Source organism: Streptomyces flavofungini (genome assembly GCF_041028215.1).
GTDB classification, from domain to species: Bacteria; Actinomycetota; Actinomycetes; order Streptomycetales; family Streptomycetaceae; genus Streptomyces; species Streptomyces flavofungini_B.
The window spans coordinates 1-18,338 of the sequence record NZ_JASKYR010000067.1 but is presented as its reverse complement, the minus strand read 5'-3'; the positions used below and the strand labels follow the sequence as shown (position 1 = coordinate 18,338).

The 18,338-nt window shown below is 72.4% G+C and carries 17 protein-coding genes; 7 read left to right on the top strand and 10 right to left on the bottom strand.

The genetic code is table 11. The features are described 5' to 3' along the window. The 3 genes from AB8Z36_RS07470 to AB8Z36_RS07460 form a co-directional block, all read left to right on the top strand. A partial coding sequence (locus AB8Z36_RS07470; RefSeq protein WP_369212399.1) for an alpha/beta fold hydrolase occupies nucleotides 1-863 on the top strand: 863 nt, incomplete at its 5' end. Nucleotides 864-870: 7 nt separating this feature from the next. Next, entirely contained in the window at nucleotides 871-1,878 is a 1,008-nt protein-coding gene (locus AB8Z36_RS07465; protein ID WP_369212398.1) for an acyl-CoA desaturase, read from the top strand. 51 nt (nucleotides 1,879-1,929) lie between these two features. Beyond that, nucleotides 1,930-2,187, top strand: a complete 258-nt coding sequence (locus AB8Z36_RS07460) for an acyl carrier protein (RefSeq protein WP_369212397.1) — start codon at nucleotides 1,930-1,932, stop codon at nucleotides 2,185-2,187. Between the two features lie 27 nt (nucleotides 2,188-2,214). Here AB8Z36_RS07460 and AB8Z36_RS07455 read toward each other — a convergent pair whose 3' ends face one another. Then, nucleotides 2,215-2,976, bottom strand: a complete 762-nt coding sequence (locus AB8Z36_RS07455; protein ID WP_369212396.1) for a GAF and ANTAR domain-containing protein — start codon at nucleotides 2,974-2,976, stop codon at nucleotides 2,215-2,217. Nucleotides 2,977-3,188: 212 nt separating this feature from the next. Between AB8Z36_RS07455 and AB8Z36_RS07450 the strand changes: the two genes are divergently transcribed. Beyond that, nucleotides 3,189-3,536: a hypothetical protein gene (locus tag AB8Z36_RS07450; RefSeq protein WP_369212395.1), complete on the top strand. Its 348-nt coding sequence runs from the start codon at nucleotides 3,189-3,191 to the stop codon at nucleotides 3,534-3,536. A 13-nt stretch (nucleotides 3,537-3,549) separates the two neighbouring features. Here AB8Z36_RS07450 and AB8Z36_RS07445 read toward each other — a convergent pair whose 3' ends face one another. Together AB8Z36_RS07445 and AB8Z36_RS07440 are read right to left on the bottom strand one after the other, a co-directional pair. Further along, on the bottom strand, nucleotides 3,550-4,041 hold the full coding sequence (locus AB8Z36_RS07445) for a hypothetical protein (RefSeq protein WP_369212394.1): 492 nt from the start codon (nucleotides 4,039-4,041) through the stop codon (nucleotides 3,550-3,552). Next, nucleotides 4,038-6,389: a molybdopterin oxidoreductase family protein gene (locus AB8Z36_RS07440; RefSeq protein WP_369212393.1), complete on the bottom strand. Its 2,352-nt coding sequence runs from the start codon at nucleotides 6,387-6,389 to the stop codon at nucleotides 4,038-4,040. The genes AB8Z36_RS07445 and AB8Z36_RS07440 overlap by 4 nt, the downstream gene beginning before the upstream one ends. 293 nt (nucleotides 6,390-6,682) lie before the next feature. Between AB8Z36_RS07440 and ku the strand changes: the two genes are divergently transcribed. Both ku and AB8Z36_RS07430 read left to right on the top strand, forming a co-directional pair. Continuing rightward, a complete protein-coding gene (gene ku / locus AB8Z36_RS07435) occupies nucleotides 6,683-7,741 on the top strand; it encodes a non-homologous end joining protein Ku (protein ID WP_369212392.1) in 1,059 nt (352 codons plus the stop codon). 81 nt (nucleotides 7,742-7,822) lie between these two features. Further along, nucleotides 7,823-9,643 (top strand): thiamine pyrophosphate-requiring protein, encoded by a 1,821-nt coding sequence (locus AB8Z36_RS07430; RefSeq protein WP_369212391.1) that lies wholly within the window; start codon nucleotides 7,823-7,825, stop codon nucleotides 9,641-9,643. 72 nt (nucleotides 9,644-9,715) lie between these two features. Here the strand turns inward: AB8Z36_RS07430 and AB8Z36_RS07425 are convergent, their stop codons facing one another. The 7 genes from AB8Z36_RS07425 to AB8Z36_RS07395 all read right to left on the bottom strand — a co-directional run bounded on the left by AB8Z36_RS07425 (nucleotide 9,716) and on the right by AB8Z36_RS07395 (nucleotide 17,525). Further along, complete coding sequence (locus tag AB8Z36_RS07425; RefSeq protein WP_369212390.1) at nucleotides 9,716-10,042, bottom strand: plasmid stabilization protein; 327 nt, start codon at nucleotides 10,040-10,042, stop codon at nucleotides 9,716-9,718. Nucleotides 10,043-10,145: 103 nt separating this feature from the next. Next, complete coding sequence (locus AB8Z36_RS07420; protein WP_369212400.1) at nucleotides 10,146-11,135, bottom strand: SDR family NAD(P)-dependent oxidoreductase; 990 nt, start codon at nucleotides 11,133-11,135, stop codon at nucleotides 10,146-10,148. Then, nucleotides 11,135-12,319 (bottom strand): zinc-dependent alcohol dehydrogenase, encoded by a 1,185-nt coding sequence (locus tag AB8Z36_RS07415; RefSeq protein WP_369212389.1) that lies wholly within the window; start codon nucleotides 12,317-12,319, stop codon nucleotides 11,135-11,137. Before AB8Z36_RS07415 ends, AB8Z36_RS07420 begins: the two co-directional genes overlap by 1 nt. Before the next feature lie 201 nt (nucleotides 12,320-12,520). Continuing rightward, a complete protein-coding gene (locus AB8Z36_RS07410; RefSeq protein ID WP_369212388.1) occupies nucleotides 12,521-14,905 on the bottom strand; it encodes a SpoIIE family protein phosphatase in 2,385 nt (794 codons plus the stop codon). 76 nt (nucleotides 14,906-14,981) lie between these two features. Beyond that, nucleotides 14,982-15,914 (bottom strand): sucrase ferredoxin, encoded by a 933-nt coding sequence (locus AB8Z36_RS07405; RefSeq protein ID WP_369212387.1) that lies wholly within the window; start codon nucleotides 15,912-15,914, stop codon nucleotides 14,982-14,984. A 10-nt stretch (nucleotides 15,915-15,924) separates the two neighbouring features. Then, nucleotides 15,925-17,133 (bottom strand): cupin domain-containing protein, encoded by a 1,209-nt coding sequence (locus AB8Z36_RS07400; RefSeq protein WP_369212386.1) that lies wholly within the window; start codon nucleotides 17,131-17,133, stop codon nucleotides 15,925-15,927. Then, nucleotides 17,130-17,525, bottom strand: a complete 396-nt coding sequence (locus tag AB8Z36_RS07395) for a BatC protein (protein WP_369212385.1) — start codon at nucleotides 17,523-17,525, stop codon at nucleotides 17,130-17,132. The genes AB8Z36_RS07400 and AB8Z36_RS07395 overlap by 4 nt, the downstream gene beginning before the upstream one ends. Before the next feature lie 245 nt (nucleotides 17,526-17,770). On the opposite strand from AB8Z36_RS07395, the gene panD reads away from it, so the two are divergent. Further along, the gene (panD, locus tag AB8Z36_RS07390) at nucleotides 17,771-18,187 is read left to right on the top strand and encodes an aspartate 1-decarboxylase (RefSeq protein ID WP_369212384.1); all 417 of its coding nucleotides are present in this window, start codon (nucleotides 17,771-17,773) and stop codon (nucleotides 18,185-18,187) included. Nucleotides 18,188-18,338: the final 151 nt, after the last annotated feature.

Genomic DNA, 18,338 nt, shown 5'->3' with positions numbered 1-18,338 from the left:
CCTTCACCGCCATGCTCCGCCGCGCCCATGTCGAGCGCGCCCTCGGCGACGCGGTGCCCGTTCTCGCCGCCGCGTCCCGTTTCCGCCCGGCCTTCGCCTCCACGGCCGAACTGAACGGCGCGCCCCGCAGCGTCCTCGCCACCGACGGCGACAAGGCACCGGGCGTCATCTGTGTGCCCTCGTTCCTCGCGGGCTCCGGGCCCCACCAGTTCGCCCGTCTGGCGGCCGAGTTCGCGCCGCGCACACGTACGACCGCCCTCGTCCTGCCCGGCTTCGGCAAGCGGGCGCCGCTGCCCGCCACCTGGGACGTGGTCGTCGAGGCCCTGGCGGAGACCGCGCTCCAGGCGGCGGGCGGCGAACCGTACGTCCTGGTCGGGCACTCGGCGGGCGGTCTGCTGGCCCAGGCCCTCGCCGAGCGCCTGGAGGCGGCGGGGAGCGGTCCGCTGGGCGTCGCCATGGTCGACACGTACGACATCGGCGCTCCCGGTGAGCGCGACGCGCTCTTCGTGTGGGCGATGGGCGAGATCCTCGACCGCGACCCGACCGGCGTCGTCGTGAACGACGACAACCTGCTGGCGATGGGCGCCTACTTGCGCCTGTACGACCCGGGGGCGCACGGAAGCAGCAAGGCCCCGACGCTCTCGGTCCGGGCCACCGCCCCCGACGCGGCGCCCGGCGCCTCCACCGATCCCACCTGGCAGGCGGCGGACACCACCGAGACCGTTCTCGCCGACCACTTCTCGATCATCGAGGGCAGGGCCGCGACGACCGCACGAGTGCTGCGTGAGTGGTTCACGCGCCTGTCGCCGGGGTCAGAGCAGTTCCACCAGACAGACCGTGCAACACCCGACTTCCGGAAGTGAGAGGAACATGGACGGCAGGAAGCACCGCTGGTTCATCCTTGGGGCGTCGCTGTTACCGCTGGTCGCGGTCTTCGGCGCGATGGGCCTGCTGTGGAATCAGACCTTCGGCTGGTCGGACGTCGTGGTGCTGGTCATCATGTACGCGATCTCCGGCTTCGGCATCTCCGCCGGTTACCACCGCATGCTCACCCACCGCTCCTTCGAGACCTACCGGCCCATCCGCGTCGCCCTGGCCACCGCGGGTGTCATGGCCGGTCAGGGCCCACCCCTGATCTGGGCCGCCCACCACCGCAAACACCACCGCGTCGCCGATAAGCCCGGTGACCCCCACTCACCCCACCTGGACTTCGAGCCGGGGTTCCGGGGCACGATGGCCGGTCTCTGGCACGCCCATCTCGGCTGGCTCTTCGACGTCAACCTCTCCTCCGACCCGATGCGCTACTGCCCCGACCTCGTACGGGAGAAGCCACTGCGCTGGCTCAGCCAGCACCTCGTCCTGGTCACCGCGTCCAGCGTCGTGCTGCCCGGCCTCCTCGCCTACGCGCTCACCGGCGGCGAGCTGCGCGCCGGTCTGACCGGCATGCTCTGGGGCGGCCTGGTCCGCATCTTCCTCATCAACCACATGACCTACGCCGTCAACTCCATCGCTCATGTCTTCGGCCGCCGCCGCTTCGAGACCACCGACCAGTCCCGCAACGTGGCCTGGCTGGCCGTCCCCTCCTTCGGCGAGGCCTGGCACAACAACCACCACGCCTTCCCGCGCTCGGCCAGGCACGGCATGAAGTGGTACGAGGTCGACCTCTCCGCCGTCCTCATCTGGACCCTGGAGAAGACCCATCTGGCCTGGAAGGTCATCCGCATCGACCCCGAGCGCATGACCCTGCGCGAGGCCAACGTCAGCCGGGTGACCGGAGCGGCCACGGACAAGAAGCACCTCCTGGAGTCCCAGCAGAACCTCGTGCCGATGGCCGAACGCCGGGGTGACGGCGACACGTCCCTCGTCGACGTCGAGTGAGAACCCCGGCCCGCCATCGGCGGGCGTACCGATCGCACGGGAAGGGACAGCATGAACCGGGAACAGATCCAGGAGCGGGTGATCACGCTCGTGGCCGAGGCCGTGGTGGTGCCGAGGGAGGACGTGGCGGACCCGCGCACCAGTCTCCGCGAGGACCTGGGCGTGGACTCCATGGACTACGTGGACCTCATCACGGCCCTGGAGCGCGACCTCGGCCAGCGCGTGGAGCGGGAGCAGCTCGCCTACGTACGCACGGTCGGTGACGTCGTCGACCTGGTCGCCGAGCTGACGAAGCGGCGGACCGAGTGAGGGAGGGGCGGCCCCTCGCGCCGTCCGTCAGAGCCGCTCCGGCGGCTGAAGGGGAGTCACCGGGGTCGGCGGGGCGCCGCTGACCTTGGTGATCAGAGTGGCGGCGAGGTCGCGGACCTTCTTGTTCTGGTTCTGCGAGGCGCGCGAGAGGATCTCGAAGGCCTCAAGGGCGGTGCAGCGCTGCTGCGACATGATGATGCCGAGGGCCTGGTCGATCTCCGTGCGCGAGGCGAGCGCGGTCTGTAAGTGCTCGCTGAAGCGCGCCTGCCGGGCGATCTTCTGGGCGACGCCGAGCGCCCCCGCCGCGTGCCCGGCGAAGACGGCGGCCTGGTCGCGCACGGGGCCGGGGAAGCCGTCCGCCGTGTCGGCGTAGAGGTTCATCACGCCGGTGCCGCACTTGCCCGGCGGCGTCAGGGGCAGCGCGAGCGCGGAGTGGATGCCGTGCAGCAGGGCGCGCTCGGCGAAGCCGGGGAAGCGGCTGCCGCCGCTGAGGTCGCCGACCGCGTGGATCTCACCGGTCCGCAGCGCCGCCAGGCAGGGGCCGTCGTCAGCGTCGTACTGCTCCTGGTCGAGCCGGTGGACGAGATCGTCGCTCGCGGCGGCGGTGCGCAGATGGTCCGGCGAGGCGAGCGTGATGGAGCAGTGCACCCGCACCGGCAGCAGATCCGCGGCGAGCACGACCAGGTCCTGGAGGAAACCCTCCAGCCGGTCGGAGCCGAGCAGCAGTGACTGGAGCTGTGCCAGGGCCTGTTCTCCGATCCCGGGCAGACCGGGCTCTACGGCGGTCATGGTGCGGCAGCGCCTTTCGGGAGGGGAGAGCGAGGGGGGCATATACCAAAGGCGAGTACCCCCGGGGGGCGCTTCATGCCTCGAACGCGCATCGCACTTCGGTTCGCCCGCTCAAAACCGGTGCCGGTGCCGCCAAGCACCGTTAGGCTCTTGCCAGAGGCGTAGTCAGGCAGCGGCTGCCCATGGGCTGAACAGTGCTCTGGAGCTTCCCCGTGTCCCTGCCGCACTTCTTCGGCGACGCCGCCGCGGATCCGATCGTGATCCCACTGGTGGAGATCGTCGACCTCGACAACGCCGCACGCGTCCGTGACGACCTGGCCCGCCTGCTCAGATCAGCCGGAACACAGGTGGCCGTGGTCGACCTGCGCACCCCGTGCCTGACCGCGGCGGCCGTCAGCGTGCTGGAGGAGACCCAGCGCCTGGCGGACCAACTCGGCCTGCGCCTGCGGGTGGTCGCCGCGCACCGGCTGACCCGCCACGTCCTGCGCATCACCGCCGCCGACATCTACCTCGCGGTCTATCCCGATGTGCTCTCCGCGCTGTGGGGGGCGGTGGAGTGAGGGGCGGGAGTGTTCAGAGGCCGGTGAGGATCTGCGGCGAGAGTGTCTTGACCATGGTGTCGGTCCAGTTGATCTGACGGAGCGTCTGCGGGTGGCACTCAGTGGTGAGTTGGAGCAGCCGGGGGTCCCTCGTGGCCTGCGCGGCCTGGGCGAGCATCACCCAGTGCAGGGAGTTCTCCGACGCCGCGAGGTGCAGCGCGCGGAGATCGCCGAGGAGCAGCAGGCCCGGGTGCCCCGTCTCCCGGTCCGCCCGCGACGCCGTGGCCGCCGGTGCCCGCAGGAAGGCGGCGGCAGACGGGTCCGGCGGTCCTTCCAGGGCCAGACGGCGCTCCCCGGCCGCGTCGGCGAGACGGCGGACATGCGCGCGGGACCACGTGGCGAGGTCCTTGGCGACGTGGCGGACCTCGGGCTCCCCGGCATGGTGCCCGGCGACCGCCGTCAGCTCTCCGGCCATGCGGGTCTCGCCGTCGTGGAGGTTACGCAGCAGCAGCTCGACGCCCTTCATTCGCAGGCTCCCTCGACGCGGCGCAGGGCCGCCGCGCCCGTCTTGAACAGGGGCTGCTTGGAGACCGGGTCCCAGTCGGTGACGGTGGCCTCGTTGGCCGCGCGGCCGGGCGTGCCGGGAGCGGGGCCGCTGCCCGCGGGGGTGTCCCAGTAGCCGTAGTGGAACGGCACGAAGAGCAGGCCGGGCCGGATGCCGGTGATCCGCAGCCGGGCGCGCAGCGAGCCGCGCGGGGTGGCGATCTCCATCAAATCCCCTTCCCGGCAGCCGAGCGCGTCCGCGTCGGCGGCCGACGCCTCCACCCACACATCGGGGGCGGCGTCGTTGAGCTGCGGCGCGCGGCCGGTCTTCGTCCGGGTGTGGAAGTGGTAGATCGTGCGGCCGGTGGTGAGCTGGAACGGATGGGCCGCGTCGGGTTGTTCGTGCGGCGGCAGGTACTCCGCGCCCTTGAGCATCGCCTTGCCGTCGGGATTGGCGGCGCGGTACGCCGCCGCGTCGTTCGACGCGCCCGTGACGAGATCCTTGCCGTACTCCTCGCACCGGTCGGGAGCGGCCCAGTCGAAGCCGTCGGCGTAGAGGCGTGCGGTGCCCCCGGGGGAGCGCTCGTCGCACGGCCACTGCACGCCGCTGCCGCCGCGCAGCCCGGCGTAGCCGATCCCGGTGTAGTCGCACGGCCGTCCGGCGCTGCACCGCTTCCACGCCTCGAACGCCGACTCCGGGTCGTGCCAGGTGATCAGGGGGCCGCCGTCCTTGTCACGGAAGTCCATCCGGGCCGCGTAGTCGAGGAAGATGTCCAGGTCGGGCCGGGCCTCGCCGGGTGGTTCGACGGCCTTGTCGGACAGGTGCACCGTCCGGTCGGCGTTGGTGAACGTCCCTGTCTTCTCGCCCCAGGTCGCCGCGGGCAGCACGACATCGGCCAGCCGCGCCGTCTCGGTCAGGAAGAGGTCCTGCACGACGACCATGAGCCCCTCCGAGGCCAGGACCGCGCGGACGCGGGACAGTTCGGGCAGGGAGACCGCCGGGTTGGTGCCGCTGATCCACAGCATGCGGAGCGAACCCTGCTCGGCGTACCGGAAGATCTGCATCGCATGGGTGGGCGGCGCGTAGTGCGGGATGGTCATCGGGTCGACGTTCCAGACGCGCGCCAGGTCGGCGACGTGCTCGTCGTTCTGCCAGTTGCGGAAGCCGGGCAGGTCGCCGTCCGCGCCGCACTCGCGGGTGTTCTGCGCGGTGGGCTGGCCGTTCATCTGGAGCACCCCGGCGCCGGGGCGGCCGAGCATGCCGCGCAGCAGGTGGAGATTGTTGACCTGGACGGCGGCGGCCGTGGCCTGGTGGGACTGGTACACGCCCTGGAGCACCGTGGACAGCATGCGCTCGGCGCCGCCGATGATCTCGGCCGCCTCCCTGATGCGGCCCGCGGGCACGTCGCAGATCCCGGCCGCCCACTCCGGTGTGCACCGCGCGACCCGGGCGGCCAGTTCGTCGTAGCCGACCGTGCGGGCCGCGACGTAGTCGTGGTCGACGCGGCCGGTGCGGATCACCTCGTGCAACAGGGCGTTGAGCAGCGCCACATTGGTGCCGCCGCGCGGCGCGAGATGTACGGCGGCCTCGCGGGCCACCGGCGTGGGGCGCGGGTCCACGCAGATCAACCGGGGCGGATCGGCGCCTCCGAGGCGGTCCAGGACGCGCATCCACTGCACCGGCTGGGTCTCGGCGAGGTTGTGGCCGTACAGCGCGATGACGTCCGCGTGGTCGATGTCGTCGTAGCTGCCGGGCTGCCCGTCGCTGCCGAAGGACTCCTTGAGCGCCTCGGCCGCCGTCGCCGTGCACAGCCGGGTGTTGCCGTCCAGGTGGTTGGTGCCGATCCCGGCCCGTACGAGCACGGCCAGCGTGTAGTACTCCTCAAGGAAGAGCTGCCCGGAGGTGTAGAAGCCGATCGACCCCGGGCCGCGCTCGTCGAGCAGGGCCTTGGAGCGGGAGACGATCCGGTCGAGGGCGGTGTCCCAGTCGCACTCCACGAGACGCCCGTCCCGCCGCACCAGCGGCCGGGTCAGCCGGTCGGGGGAGCCGTTGGCCTGCCAGCCGAAGAGGTCCTTCGGCCCCAGACGGCCGCGGTTCACGCGGTCCACGGCCCGGCCGCGCACCCCGGCCATGCGGCCGTCCTTGACGGCGATGTCCATCGCGTCGCCGTCGGAGTGCAGGAGGGAAGCCGTCTGCACCCACCGGTCGACGGCGTCGGGGGTGACCCCGTCGGCCAGGTGGGTGTCGACCCGGACCGGCCACGGCTCGTGCCTGCCGTACGGGGAGCGGGTGCCCCACGGCTCCGCGATCCGGTCCACCGAAGCGTCCATGCGTGCCTCCCGGCCTGATCCAAACGAAAGGCCCCAGTGGCGGCGCGGGGGTGCGCCGACCGGTCAGAGGTACCCTCCGCCGCCGCGCTCTAACGGAGCTGACGCCTCGCCACCAGCGGGGCGCGCAGGGAGCCCCCCGGCGGCGGGCCGGGCCGTCAGCACGGCGGTCATCCTTTCGGGGCAAGCGGCGCGTACGGCGTGCGGTGGCCGCCGGTGATGCGGTCATTCCTCTTACGTGACCATCCCGGCACGGGGGTGCCCGGGGCAGCGGCCGGTGGAGGAGACGAGAGCTGATGGCCAGACCGATCTGGAGCGGGGTGCTGACCTTCGGGCTCGTCACCGTGCCCGTGGGGCTCTTCACCGCGACCGAGGACCACACCGTCCACTTCCACCAGCTCCAGCGGGGCACGGGCGACCGCATCCGGTACAAGCGGGTGAACGAGCGCACCGGGAAGGAAGTGGGCAACGACGACATCGTGAAGGGGTACGACCTCGGCCAGGGCGACCACGTCGTCGTCGAACCCGAGGAGCTCGACGACATCGCCCCCGGCAAGTCGAAGGTCATCGACATGACGGGCTTCGTCGACCTCGACCGGATCGAGCCCGTCTACTTCGACCGCACCTACTACGTCGCGCCGCGCGGCAAGGAGTACGACAAGGTCTACGAGCTGCTCCGCGCGGCCCTGCGGCGGTCGGGCAAGGCGGGCATCGCCACCCTCACCATGCGCGGCAAGCAGTACCTGACGGCGCTGCGCGCCCAGGACGACGTCCTGGTGATGCACACGATGCACTGGGCCGACGAGGTCCGCGACCCGCGCAAGGACCTGGACGCCCTGCCCGCCCGGCGCCCCAAGGTGGCCGACCGCGAACTGAGGACGGCCCAGCAGCTCATCGACACCCTCAGCATCGACTGGGACCCGGGCGACTACCACGACACCTACGAGGAACGCGTCAAGGAGCTCGTCGAGGCCAAGAGCGAGGGCAGGGAAGTCGTCGGCGAGGAGGGGCCGCCCGAGGCCACCAACGTCGTCGACCTCATGTCGGCCCTGGAACGCAGCGTCGAGCGGTCGCACAAGACCCGGCAGGCGAAGAGGCAGCGGCAGCAGCCGAGCAAGACACAGCAGTCGAGCAAGACGCAGCAGCCGAAGAAGCAGCAGCAGCCGAGCAGGACGCAGCAGCCGAAGAAGCAACAGCAGTCGAAGAAGACACGGCAGTCGACGCGGGACCTCTCCTCGCTCACCAGGAGCGAGCTCTACCGGCTCGCCACCGACGCGGACCTCCCGGGCCGCTCGAAGATGACCCGGGAGCAGCTCGTCGAGGCCCTCCAAGGGCAGAAGAGCGAGGCGGCCTGAGAAAGGGACGGTCGGCCCGTGATGCGCCCCGGTCACCGGGTACGCGTGCGGAGGCCACCGGACAATTCGAGAGGAATGCACGTGACCTTCAAGGTTTCCGACCACATCCTGGAGCGCCTGCGCGCATGGGATGTCGACCATGTCTTCTCCTACGCGGGCGACGGCATCAACGGTCTGCTCGCGGCGTGGGGCCGCGCGGACAACAAGCCGGAGTTCATCCAGGCGCGGCACGAGGAGATGGCCGCGTTCCAGGCCGTGGGGTACGCCAAGTTCTCCGGCAAGACCGGCGTGTGCGCCGCGACGTCGGGCCCCGGCGCCATCCACCTGCTCAACGGCCTCTACGACGCCAAGCTCGACCACGTACCGGTCGTGGCGATCGTCGGCCAGACCAACCGCAGCGCGATGGGCGGCTCCTACCAGCAGGAGGTCGACCTCCTCAGCCTCTACAAGGACGTCGCCTCGGAGTTCTGCGAGATGGTGACGGTCCCCGAGCAGCTGCCGAACGTCATCGACCGGGCCCTGCGCGTCGCCTGCGCCAAGCGGACCGTCACGGCCGTGATCGTCCCCGCCGACGTCCAGGACCTGGAGTACTCACCGCCCACGCACGCCTTCAAGATGGTGCCCTCCAGCCTCGGCGTCGCCGCGGGCGCGCCGGTGCCCGCCCCCCAGGACATCGACCGCGCGGCCGAGATCCTGAACGCCGGTGAGAAGGTCGCCGTCCTGATCGGGCAGGGCGCGCGCGGCGCCCGCGCCGAGGTCGTGGAGCTGGCCGACGTGCTCGGCGCCGGAGTCGCCAAGGCCCTGCTCGGCAAGGACGCGCTGCCGGACGACCTGCCGTTCGTGACGGGGTCCATCGGGCTCCTCGGCACCAGGCCCTCGTACGAGATGATGCGGGACTGCGACACCCTGCTCGTGGTGGGGTCGAGCTTCCCGTACTCGCAGTTCCTGCCCGAGTTCGACCAGGCGCGGGCGGTGCAGATCGACATCGACGCCTCCATGGTCGGGCTGCGCTACCCCTTCGAGGTCAACCTCATCGGTGACGCGCGGGAGACCCTCAAGGCCCTGCTGCCGCGGCTCGACCGCAAGAAGCACGGTGCGTGGCGCAAGAAGATCGAGAAGGACACCGCCCGCTGGTGGGAGGTGATGCAGCGGCGCGCCGCGGTGGACGCCGACCCGGTCAACCCCGAGTACGTGGTCCACGCCCTGGACGAACTGCTGCCCGACGACGTCATCCTCGCCGCCGACTCGGGCTCCGCGGCCAACTGGTACGCGCGGCATCTGCGCATGCGCGGCACCATGCGCGGCTCGCTCTCGGGGACGCTCGCGACCATGGGGCCCGGCGTGCCGTACGTCATCGGCGCCAAGTTCGCCCACCCGGACCGGCCCGCGATCGCCCTCGTCGGGGACGGCGCGATGCAGATGAACGGCATGGCCGAACTCATCACCATCGCCAAGTACTGGGAGCGGTGGAGCGATCCGCGGCTCGTCGTCGCCGTGCTGAACAACGGCGACCTGAACCAGGTCACCTGGGAGATGCGGGCCATGGAGGGCGCCCCGCAGTTCGAGCCCTCGCAGAGCATTCCGGACGTGCGCTACGCCGACTTCGCCCGTTCCGTGGGGCTCGCGGGCACCCGGGTCGAGAAGCCCGGCGACGTGCGGTCGGCCTGGACGCAGGCGCTCGCCGCCGACCGGCCCTTCGTCATCGACTTCCGCACCGACCCGGCGGTGCCGCCGATCCCGCCGCACGCCTCGCTCGACCAGATCGAGGCCGCGGCGTCCGCGGTCCTCAAGGGGGACAGCGACCGGGCCGGAATGGTCCGGCAGGGCATCAAGTCGAAGATCCAGGAGATCCTGCCGGGAAACCGGCACCGCGACGACCGTCCGGGCGCGGACGAGGGGTGAACGGGGCTGTGTGGCCCCCTTGCGACGAGGTGCCCGCGGTGGTCCGCGGGCACCTCGTCGCAAGGGCCGGTCTCAGCGGCCGAGGGCCTTCTTGAGCTGCTGCTTGTTCATCGAGGAGCGGCCCTCGACGTTCTTCTTCTTCGCCTCTTCGTAGAGCTGGTCCCTGGTGGGGCCCTGGGCGCCGCTGTGCGAGCGCTCCCCGCCGCGCTGGGGGGCGGACTTGGGGTCCTTCGTCGACGTCCTGCTGGCCGTCCTCGACTCGCCCGAGCGGGCCCGCTCCTTGTTGACCGTACGGGCCGCGATCTCCTTGGCCCGGCCCTCGGACGCCCCGCGGTCCTCGGCGCTGTCCTTGATGTGCTCGTACTGACGCTCGCGCTTCTTGCTCGATCCAGCAGGCATGACGACCTCGCTCTCTCCTGGCCGCCGGTTTCCCGGGCGTCCAGATTCCGTACGGAGGATGGCGGCGCCGGTCGCTGTGGTCCCAGCGGCCGGCGCCTGGCTGTCAGGGTTTCTCGTCGCGCTCGTTGTACGCGCGGGCGGCCCGTTCGTTGAGGGCGCTCCCGGCCCGCTGCACGGTCCGGGAGACCTTTCCGCCGGGCGGTGCGATGTCCCGGCCCTCGCGCTGGCCGCCGGGGCCGCCGGGAGCGCTGGGCAGGAGGCGGGCGGCGACGCCGCTGAGCCGGGTGGTCGCCGTCGGGGCGATCCCGTGCGCCAGACCGGCGGCGCGTGCGGCGGGGGTCAGCACCAGGCGGGTGCGGCGCCGGACGACGGCCCGCACGATGCGCTCGGCGGCGCGGCCCGCGTTCATCGACACCAGCGGGGTCCCCGCGAGCGTGGAGAACCACCCGTACTCCTGGCTCCGCGCGCCGCCGAACTTCGCGTGCAGATGGGAGCCGGTGCGCATCAGGCCCGGATACACGGACGTCACGCTCATGCCGCTGCCCGCCGTCTCGGCACGCAGCCCCTCGCCGAGGACGCCGATCGCGGCCTTGGCGCAGGAGTATGGCAGCAGATGCGGTACGCCGAGCAGCCCGCCGACGGAGGAGATGAGCGCGAGCCTGCCGCCCGACGGGCTCTTCCTGAGGTGGGGGAGGGCTTCGAGGGCCGTGTGCAGGGCGCCGTGGAATATCGTCCGCATGGCGTCGTCGAACTCCTCGGCGCGCAGCGACTCCAGCGGCGCGACCTGGATGATCCCGGCGTTGGCGATGACGATGTCGACGCCGCCGAGGGCCTCGCGCGCGGCGGTGAACAGCTCGCGCACGGCCGCCTGGTCTCGTACGTCGCAGACCGTCGTGCGCACGGCCGCCGAGGGGTGGCGGCCGAGCAGCTTGGCGCGCGCCCGATCGAGCTCGCCGCCGTCGCGCGCGGCGATCGTGACGGCGCAGCCCCGGGCGAGCAGCCGGTCGGCCAGGAGCAGCCCGAGGCCGCGCGACCCGCCGGTCACGACGGCGGAGAGACCGCCGAGGTCGTCCGTACTCCCGATGGTGCCCATCACGGGCGCAGCAAAGTCTTGATCATGCCGTCCTCCTTGGCCTGGAACGTCTCGTACGCCTTGGGGGCTTCCTCCAGGGAGAGGTGGTGCGTGGCGAAGCCGTCGACGCCGAGCGGGTCCTCGTCGGTGAGGAGCGGCAGGATGTCGCCGACCCAGCGGTGGACGTTGGCCTGGCCCATGCGGAACTGGATCTGCTTGTCGAACATCTTCAGGAGCGGCATCGGGTCCGCGGCGCCTCCGTAGACGCCGGAGAGCGAGACCGTGCCGCCGCGGCGGACGATGTCGATCGCCGCGTACAGGGCGCCCAGCCGGTCGATGCCCGCCTTCTCCATGAGCTTCGCGCCGAGCGCGTCGGGCAGCAGGCCGACGCCCCACTGGGCGGCCCTGGCCAGCGGCGCGCCGTGGGCCTCCATGCCGACGGCGTCGATCACGGCGTCGGTGCCGCGTCCCTCGGTCAGTTCGCGGATGGCGTCGCCGATGTCCTTGCCGTGGCCGCGCAGGTCGATGGCCTTGACGCCGTCGCGCGAGGCCCGGCTCAGCCGCTCGGGCACCAGGTCCACGCCGACGACCAGGCTCGCCCCGCGGTGCTTGGCGATCCGCGCGGCCATCGCCCCGATCGGCCCCAGACCGAGCACCGTCACGGTGCCGCCCTGCGGGATCGCGGCGTACTCCACGGCCTGCCAGGCGGTGGGCAGCACGTCGGAGAGGTAGACGAACCGGTCGTCGGCGGGCCCATCGGGCACCTTGACCGGCAGGGTGTTGCCGAACGGCACCCGCATGTACTCCGCCTGGCCGCCAGGCACCTGGCCGTAGAGCTTGGTGTAGCCGAAGAGGGAGGCGCCGGTGCCCTGGTCGTGGTTCTGCGTCGTCTCGCACTGGGAGTGCAGCCCGTGGCCGCACATCCAGCAGTCGCCGCAGGAGACGTTGAACGGCACGACGACCCGGTCGCCCACCGCCAGCTTCGTCACCCCCGGGCCGATCTCCTCCACGATGCCCATGGGTTCGTGGCCGAGGATGTCACCGGCGTCCAGGAACGGTCCGAGAACCTCGTACAGGTGCAGGTCCGAGCCGCAGATCCCGGTGGAGGTGATCCGGATGATCACGTCGGTCGGATCCTTGATGACGGGGTCGGGAACCGTCTCCACCCGTACATCGCGCCTGCCCTGCCATGTCAGTGCCCGCATCGCTCACTCCTCGCCCCCGCTGTCCGGTGTCGTGGCCGTGCTTCCGGAGCGCCGGGTTCCCCGGGCCGGAGGTGTTCATGCGAGACCCACGACGGCGCGGGGCGCGACCCTTCGTCGGCGAACCCACGCATGCCCCCCAGCAAACCCACCCCCGCCGGACGACGCCAACCACGGCGGGCCGTTCGGGGCACCGCCGCACCCTCACCCCGCCGGCGGGAGCGGCTGTTCGGTCCAGATGGTCTTGCCGGAGTGGGTGTAGCGCGTGCCCCAGCGCTGGACGAGGCGGGCGACGATGAACAGGCCGCGGCCGCCCTCGTCGTCCTCGCCGCTGTGGCGCAGATGCGGTGAGGTGTGGCCGGTGTCCGCGACCTCGCAGAGCAGGGTGCGGTCCCGGATGAGACGCACCTGGATCGGCCCTTCGGCGTACCGGACCGCGTTGGTGACCAGCTCGCTGACCACGAGTTCGGTCGTGAACGACAGCTCCTCGAAGCCCCAGTCGTGCAGTTGGCGCGTGGCGAGGTCCCGGGCGTGGCCCGCGGCGACCGGCTCGGCGGGCAGTTCCCACTCGACGACCTGGGAGGTGTCGAGTTCCCTGGTGCGGACGAGCAGCAGGGCGGTGTCGTCGGCCGTCGGGCCGCCCGGCAGGAGTTCCGCGATCGCCCGGTCGCAGAGTTCTTCGAGCGAGGCGCCGCGGTCGCTGAGCACCCGGCCCAGGGTGTCGAGGCCATGGTCGATGTCGCGGTCGCGGGCCTCGACGAGGCCGTCGGTGAAGAGCGCGAGGAGGCTGCCCACCGGCAGTTCGACCTCGGTGGACTCGAACGGCAGGCCGCCGAGGCCGAGCGGCGGTCCGGCGGGCAGGTCGGGGAAGGACGGCCGTCCCGTCGGATCGATGACCGCGGGCGGCAGATGCCCGGCCCGCGCCATGACACAGCGCCGGGTGACCGGGTCGTAGACCGCGTAGAGGCAGGTCGCCCCGGTGGTCACATCGGTGTGGACGCCGTCGGGCGTGCCCAGGCCGCCGCCGTGTTCGTCCGCCGCCTGCGCCACCAGGTCGTCGAGGCGCGAGAGCAGTTCGACGGGGTCCATGTCGAGCTGGGCGAACGCGCGTACGGTCGTGCGGAGGCGGCCCATGGTGGCGGCGGCCTGGAGCCCGTGGCCGACCACGTCACCGACCACGAGTCCGACCCGGGTCCCGGAGAGCGGGATGACGTCGTACCAGTCGCCGCCGACCCCGGTCACATCGTCCGTGGGCAGATAGCGGTGGGCCAGCTCGACCGCCGACTGTTCCGGCAGGCGCTGCGGCAGCAACTGCCGCTGGAGGGCGAGCGAGGCGTTGCGCTCCCGGGTGAAGCGGCGGGCGTTGTCGATGGACACGGCCGCGCGGGCGACCAGTTCGTCGGCGAGCGCCACCTCGCCGCCGTCGAAGGTGGCCGTACCGGTGCCGCGCACGAGGGTGACGAGCCCGAGGAGGCTGTTCTCGGCCCGCAGCGGCACCACGAGATCGGTGTCCTCAAGGACGAGCCCGCCGGAGGCGAGGCTGCGGTCCTGCGGTGAGCCCGCCGGGTAGGCGACGGGGGAGCGGTCCGCCGCGGAAGGGGCGGAGATCCGGCCGTCCGGCGGGGCCCCGACCCAGCGGGCGGCGACCCGCACCAGGTCCATGGCGGCCGAGGAGCCGGTGGCCGGCACATCGCCGTCGAGGACCGCCCTGCCGAGGTCGACCGTGACGGCGACGGCGAACTCCGGTACGGCCACCTCGGCGATCTTCTCGGCCGTGGCCGTCACGTCCAGGGCGGTCCCGATGCCGCGCCCCGCCTCCACGAGCAGCGCCAGGTGCCGCTGGGCCTTGTCGCGGGCGGAGATGTCGAAGGCGTCCTCGCACACGCCGATCACGCGGCCGTCGGCGTCCTGGAGCCGGTAGTAGGCGCAGGACCAGAGGTGGCCGTTCTCCGGGTCGCTGGGCGGGCGGCCCTGGAAGTGCAGGTCGAGGAAGGGCTCTCCGGTGTCCAGCACATGCCGCATCACCGCGTCGAGCGTCTGCGGGTGGCCCTTGGTGACGAACTTGCCCTCGAAGTACATCTCATCGGCCCGCGAGCCGCGGAACTCCGCGAACGGCCGCCCCATCTCCAGCTCGTACGCCGTGTTGCACCAGGCCAGACGGAGATCGGTGTCGTAGATCGCGAGGCCGACGGGCGACTGGGTGGCGAGGCCGTGCAGCAGGGCGAGCCGCGCCTCCCACAGCCGCAGGTCCCTCAGCTCCGTCAGGACGAGGACCTGCCCTGCCGGTCCGGTGTCCGCCAGCGGACACACCGCCGTGGCCACGATCAGCTCGGACCCGTCACGGTGGCGGGCCACCCGGATCTCGTTCCCCCGGAACCCGGCGGGGACGGCGGAGGGCACCGGCCCGGGCGGCAGGAACGTGGCCAGGGAGTGCCCGACGATCTCGCCGGACGGGTACCCGAGGAGCCGCTCCGCGGCCGGGCTCCAGCCGATGACCGTGTCGCGGGCGTCGAGAACCGCCGTGGCCCCCCGGGTGATGTCGAGGGGACCTCGGAAGTCAGTGCTCAGCTCGGCGTTCCGTGCAGTCATGGCGCCACATCAGCCCCGTTCATCCTCTCCAGAGTCCGCCGTCGTGGGGACGGGCACAACCGCGGGGCGCGAGCGGCTACCCCATGCGGGGTGCGGGGCCGGGCGGACGGCTCCGGACGACGCCGATCGAGGTGACCTCGTAGACGACGGCGGAACTCATCGACAGGCCGCGGCAGGTGAGCCGGCGGGGCGCCGTGCGATGGGAGCGCACCTCGATGTCGAAGGCGGCAGGAACGGGCGTTCGGGTGAGGACGCGGATGCGCCAGTGGTCGTGTTCGCGGGCGGTCGCGACGACCGTGTAGCCGTAACGCCCCGCCGGGCCGAAGCGTCTGAGCAGGGCGGCTACGACGGCCTGCTGTGGCGGAAAGAGGTCCGTGTATCCGCGCAGGTGCTCACCGTGGACGCGGTCGGCGAGGTGCTCGGCGACCGTGTCCACGGACGTGGCGGCGTCGAGACCGCCGTAGTAGACACCGTCGGGCGCCACGACGACATTGGCGGCGAACCGGTCGCCGCCCACATGGCTGCACTCCCACACCAGCTCGGGCCAGCGCTCGCTCAGGGCGCGCCCGACCGGACGGCCGCGCACGGCGCAGCAGGTGTCATGCTGGCCATGGGTGCAGACGAGGACGACGGGCGGCAGGCCGGGTTCGCCCGTGGCGGCGAGCGCCCCGGCGATCCCCGCCAGATCCTCGTCACGGCTCCAGGTGCCCCACCGCTGACGGTCGGCCCCCGCGCTGTCGTGGTGCAGCACGGCCCACCGCCTGGGGCCCTCCGGCGCACGGCGCCCGTGCCGCCTGATCAGCAGGATGCGGGCCCGCACGGCCTGGGCGGCGGCGAACACGAGGCTCTTGGCCGCCGGTTCGAGGGCGAGGCCGTCGAAGCCGTTGGACGGCCAGCCGCCCGGGTACTCGATCAGGACCCAGACGGAGCCGTACGGCGCCGTGCCCGCGAGCGGGTCGCCGCGGCTCTGGGCGGCGTCGGCGCAGAAGAAGCGTCCGTCCGCGCTCACCGCGGCCACGTCACCGCTCGGCGGGGACCAGGACGCCCGCGCGCAGCAGTCTCCGGACGAGTTCGACGCCGAGATCACCGGCGGTGCGGACCTCGCCGTCGAGCATCCGGGCCACCGACGGCAGATCGGCCCGCGGGAAGTCCAGCCAGCCCACGCGGGTGAGCAGGCGCGGGCCGTCGAGGCGCGCCTCGAGCGACGCGCGCAGCCGCACCGGGGAGTCGGCCCGCAGCTCGCCGACGGCCGCGAGCTGGGCCAGCGGCCCCATCGGCGCGGGGCGTGCCTGCCCCCGCCGGGCGCGGTGGAACAGCGGCGCGGGATCGGCGCCCGCGATCGCGGCGAGGAGGTGTTCGCGTACGCGTTCCAGCTCCTCGCCCGGCCCCTCGGTGCCCAGGGGCAGCGTGCCGCGCATCCCGGGGTCGTCGCGCAGCGTCGCGAGCGCGGCCTCGGCGAGCTGTTCGGCCAGCGCGTGGCGCGTCCAGGTGTGGACTCCGAGGGTGAGATGGACCGAGACCTCGCCCTGCGCCTCGGCGGCGTGCAGCCAGCCCCTCGGCAGATAGAGGACGTCGCCCGGTTCGAGCACGGTGTCGGTGTGCGGCTCGCCCCGCGCGGCCTCGGCGACGGCGGTGCGGCGGTCGGTCCAGGGCTGGTCGCGCAGCGGGTCGGGGTGGACGGGCTCGTGGACGATCCAGCGCTTGGTGCCCTCGATCTGGAGCACGAAGACGTCGTGGACGTCGTAGTGGGCGTCGAAGCCGCGGTTCTGCGGCGGCGTGACGTAGGCGTTGGCCTGCACGGGGTGCCCCAGCTCGGTGCCGAGCCGGGCGGCCAGCTCGGCCACCGGCTCCCATGTGCGGTGCAGCGCCTGGAGGACGAGCGTGGCGCCGTCGGCGAACGCGCGCCACAGCGCGGTGTCGTCGAGCTGGTCGGAGACGGTGGCGCCGATACCGCCGGACGAGGTGAACGACGCCTCGGGAAGCGTGGAGCCGTCCTTGGCGACGCGGAGGAAGGGCGTACGCAGCCCACGCCGCGCGACCAGCTCGTCGACGGCGTCGGCGGAGAACAGGTCGGAGAAGTCACTCGCCCGGCGCGTGAGCAGCGCGGTGCGGGCCCAGACCTTACGGGCGAACTCCGCCCGACTCAGGCCACCGGTCAGACGTGCCTCCAGGACACCGGCGCCCGCGGCGGGGCCGGTGTCCTGGAGCCCGGTCGGGGTGTCGCTCAAACGCCGCGCCCAGACTTGCCCGCGCCGCCGTCGGCGCCACCGTCCCGCACACCGGGCGTCCCGGCCGCGCCTCCGTCGGCGGGACCCTCGGCCCCTCCATCGGCTCCGCCGTCGTGCACGCCGGGTGTCCCGGCCGCGCCCCCGTCGGCAGGACCCTCGGCCCCACCGTCGGCGCCTCCGTCGTGCACGCCGGGGGTGCCCGCCGCGCCACCGTCAGCAGGACCCTCGGCCCCGCCGTCGGCGCCGCCGTCGTGCACGCCGGGCGTGCCCGCCGCGCCTCCGTCGGCGGGACCTTCCGCCCCGCCGTCGGCCCCGCCGTCGTGGACGCCGGGCGTACCCGCCGCACCGCCGTCCGCCGGGCCCTCTTCCTGGTTCGGGTCCTGCTTCGCCATGGTTCCTCCTGAGAATCGAGCGCGCCGAGAGTCGAACGCCGGGAATCGGGCGCCGAGAGTCGAACGGCCGGGAGCGGGCGCACCTCCGGAGCCCTCTGTCCCCACCACGCTCACTCAGGTGATGTTGGTCGGCAACCTGGAGGGGCTCGGCCTCGCCGTTGCCCGTGAGGCCCCCGTTGTACTCTCCTGAGACCGCCCTTGACCCGCAGCAGCGGGCAGGGAGCAGACACCTCGGGAGATTCACGATGTTCCGAACCATGTTCAAGTCGAAGATCCACCGCGCCACCGTCACCCAGGCCGACCTGCACTACGTAGGGTCCGTCACCATCGACGCCGATCTTCTCGACGCCGCAGACCTGCTGCCCGGTGAGCTCGTGCACATCGTCGACATCACCAATGGCGCGCGCCTGGAGACGTACACCATCGAGGGGGAGCGCGGGAGCGGTGTCATCGGGATCAACGGTGCCGCCGCGCACCTCGTGCACCCCGGCGACCGGGTGATCATCATCAGCTACGCGCAGGTCGACGACGCCGAGGCGCGGGCGCTGAAGCCGCGGGTCGTCCATGTCGACGAGGCCAATCGGGTCGTGGCTCTCGGTGACGATCCGGGCGAGCCGGTGCCGGGCGACGACCGTATGGCGCGGAGTCCGCTGAGCGTGTGAGCCGCCGTCGGCGGAGCGTGGTGAGCGGGGCGTGCCGAAGAGTGGAAGGCTTGGGGGCGAAGGCGTCGGGTAGTCGGGGGTGGAGCCGACGAACCACTGGCTGGAGGATCGCAATGACGCAACCGTTCCCGGAGCCCGCACCGCCCACCCC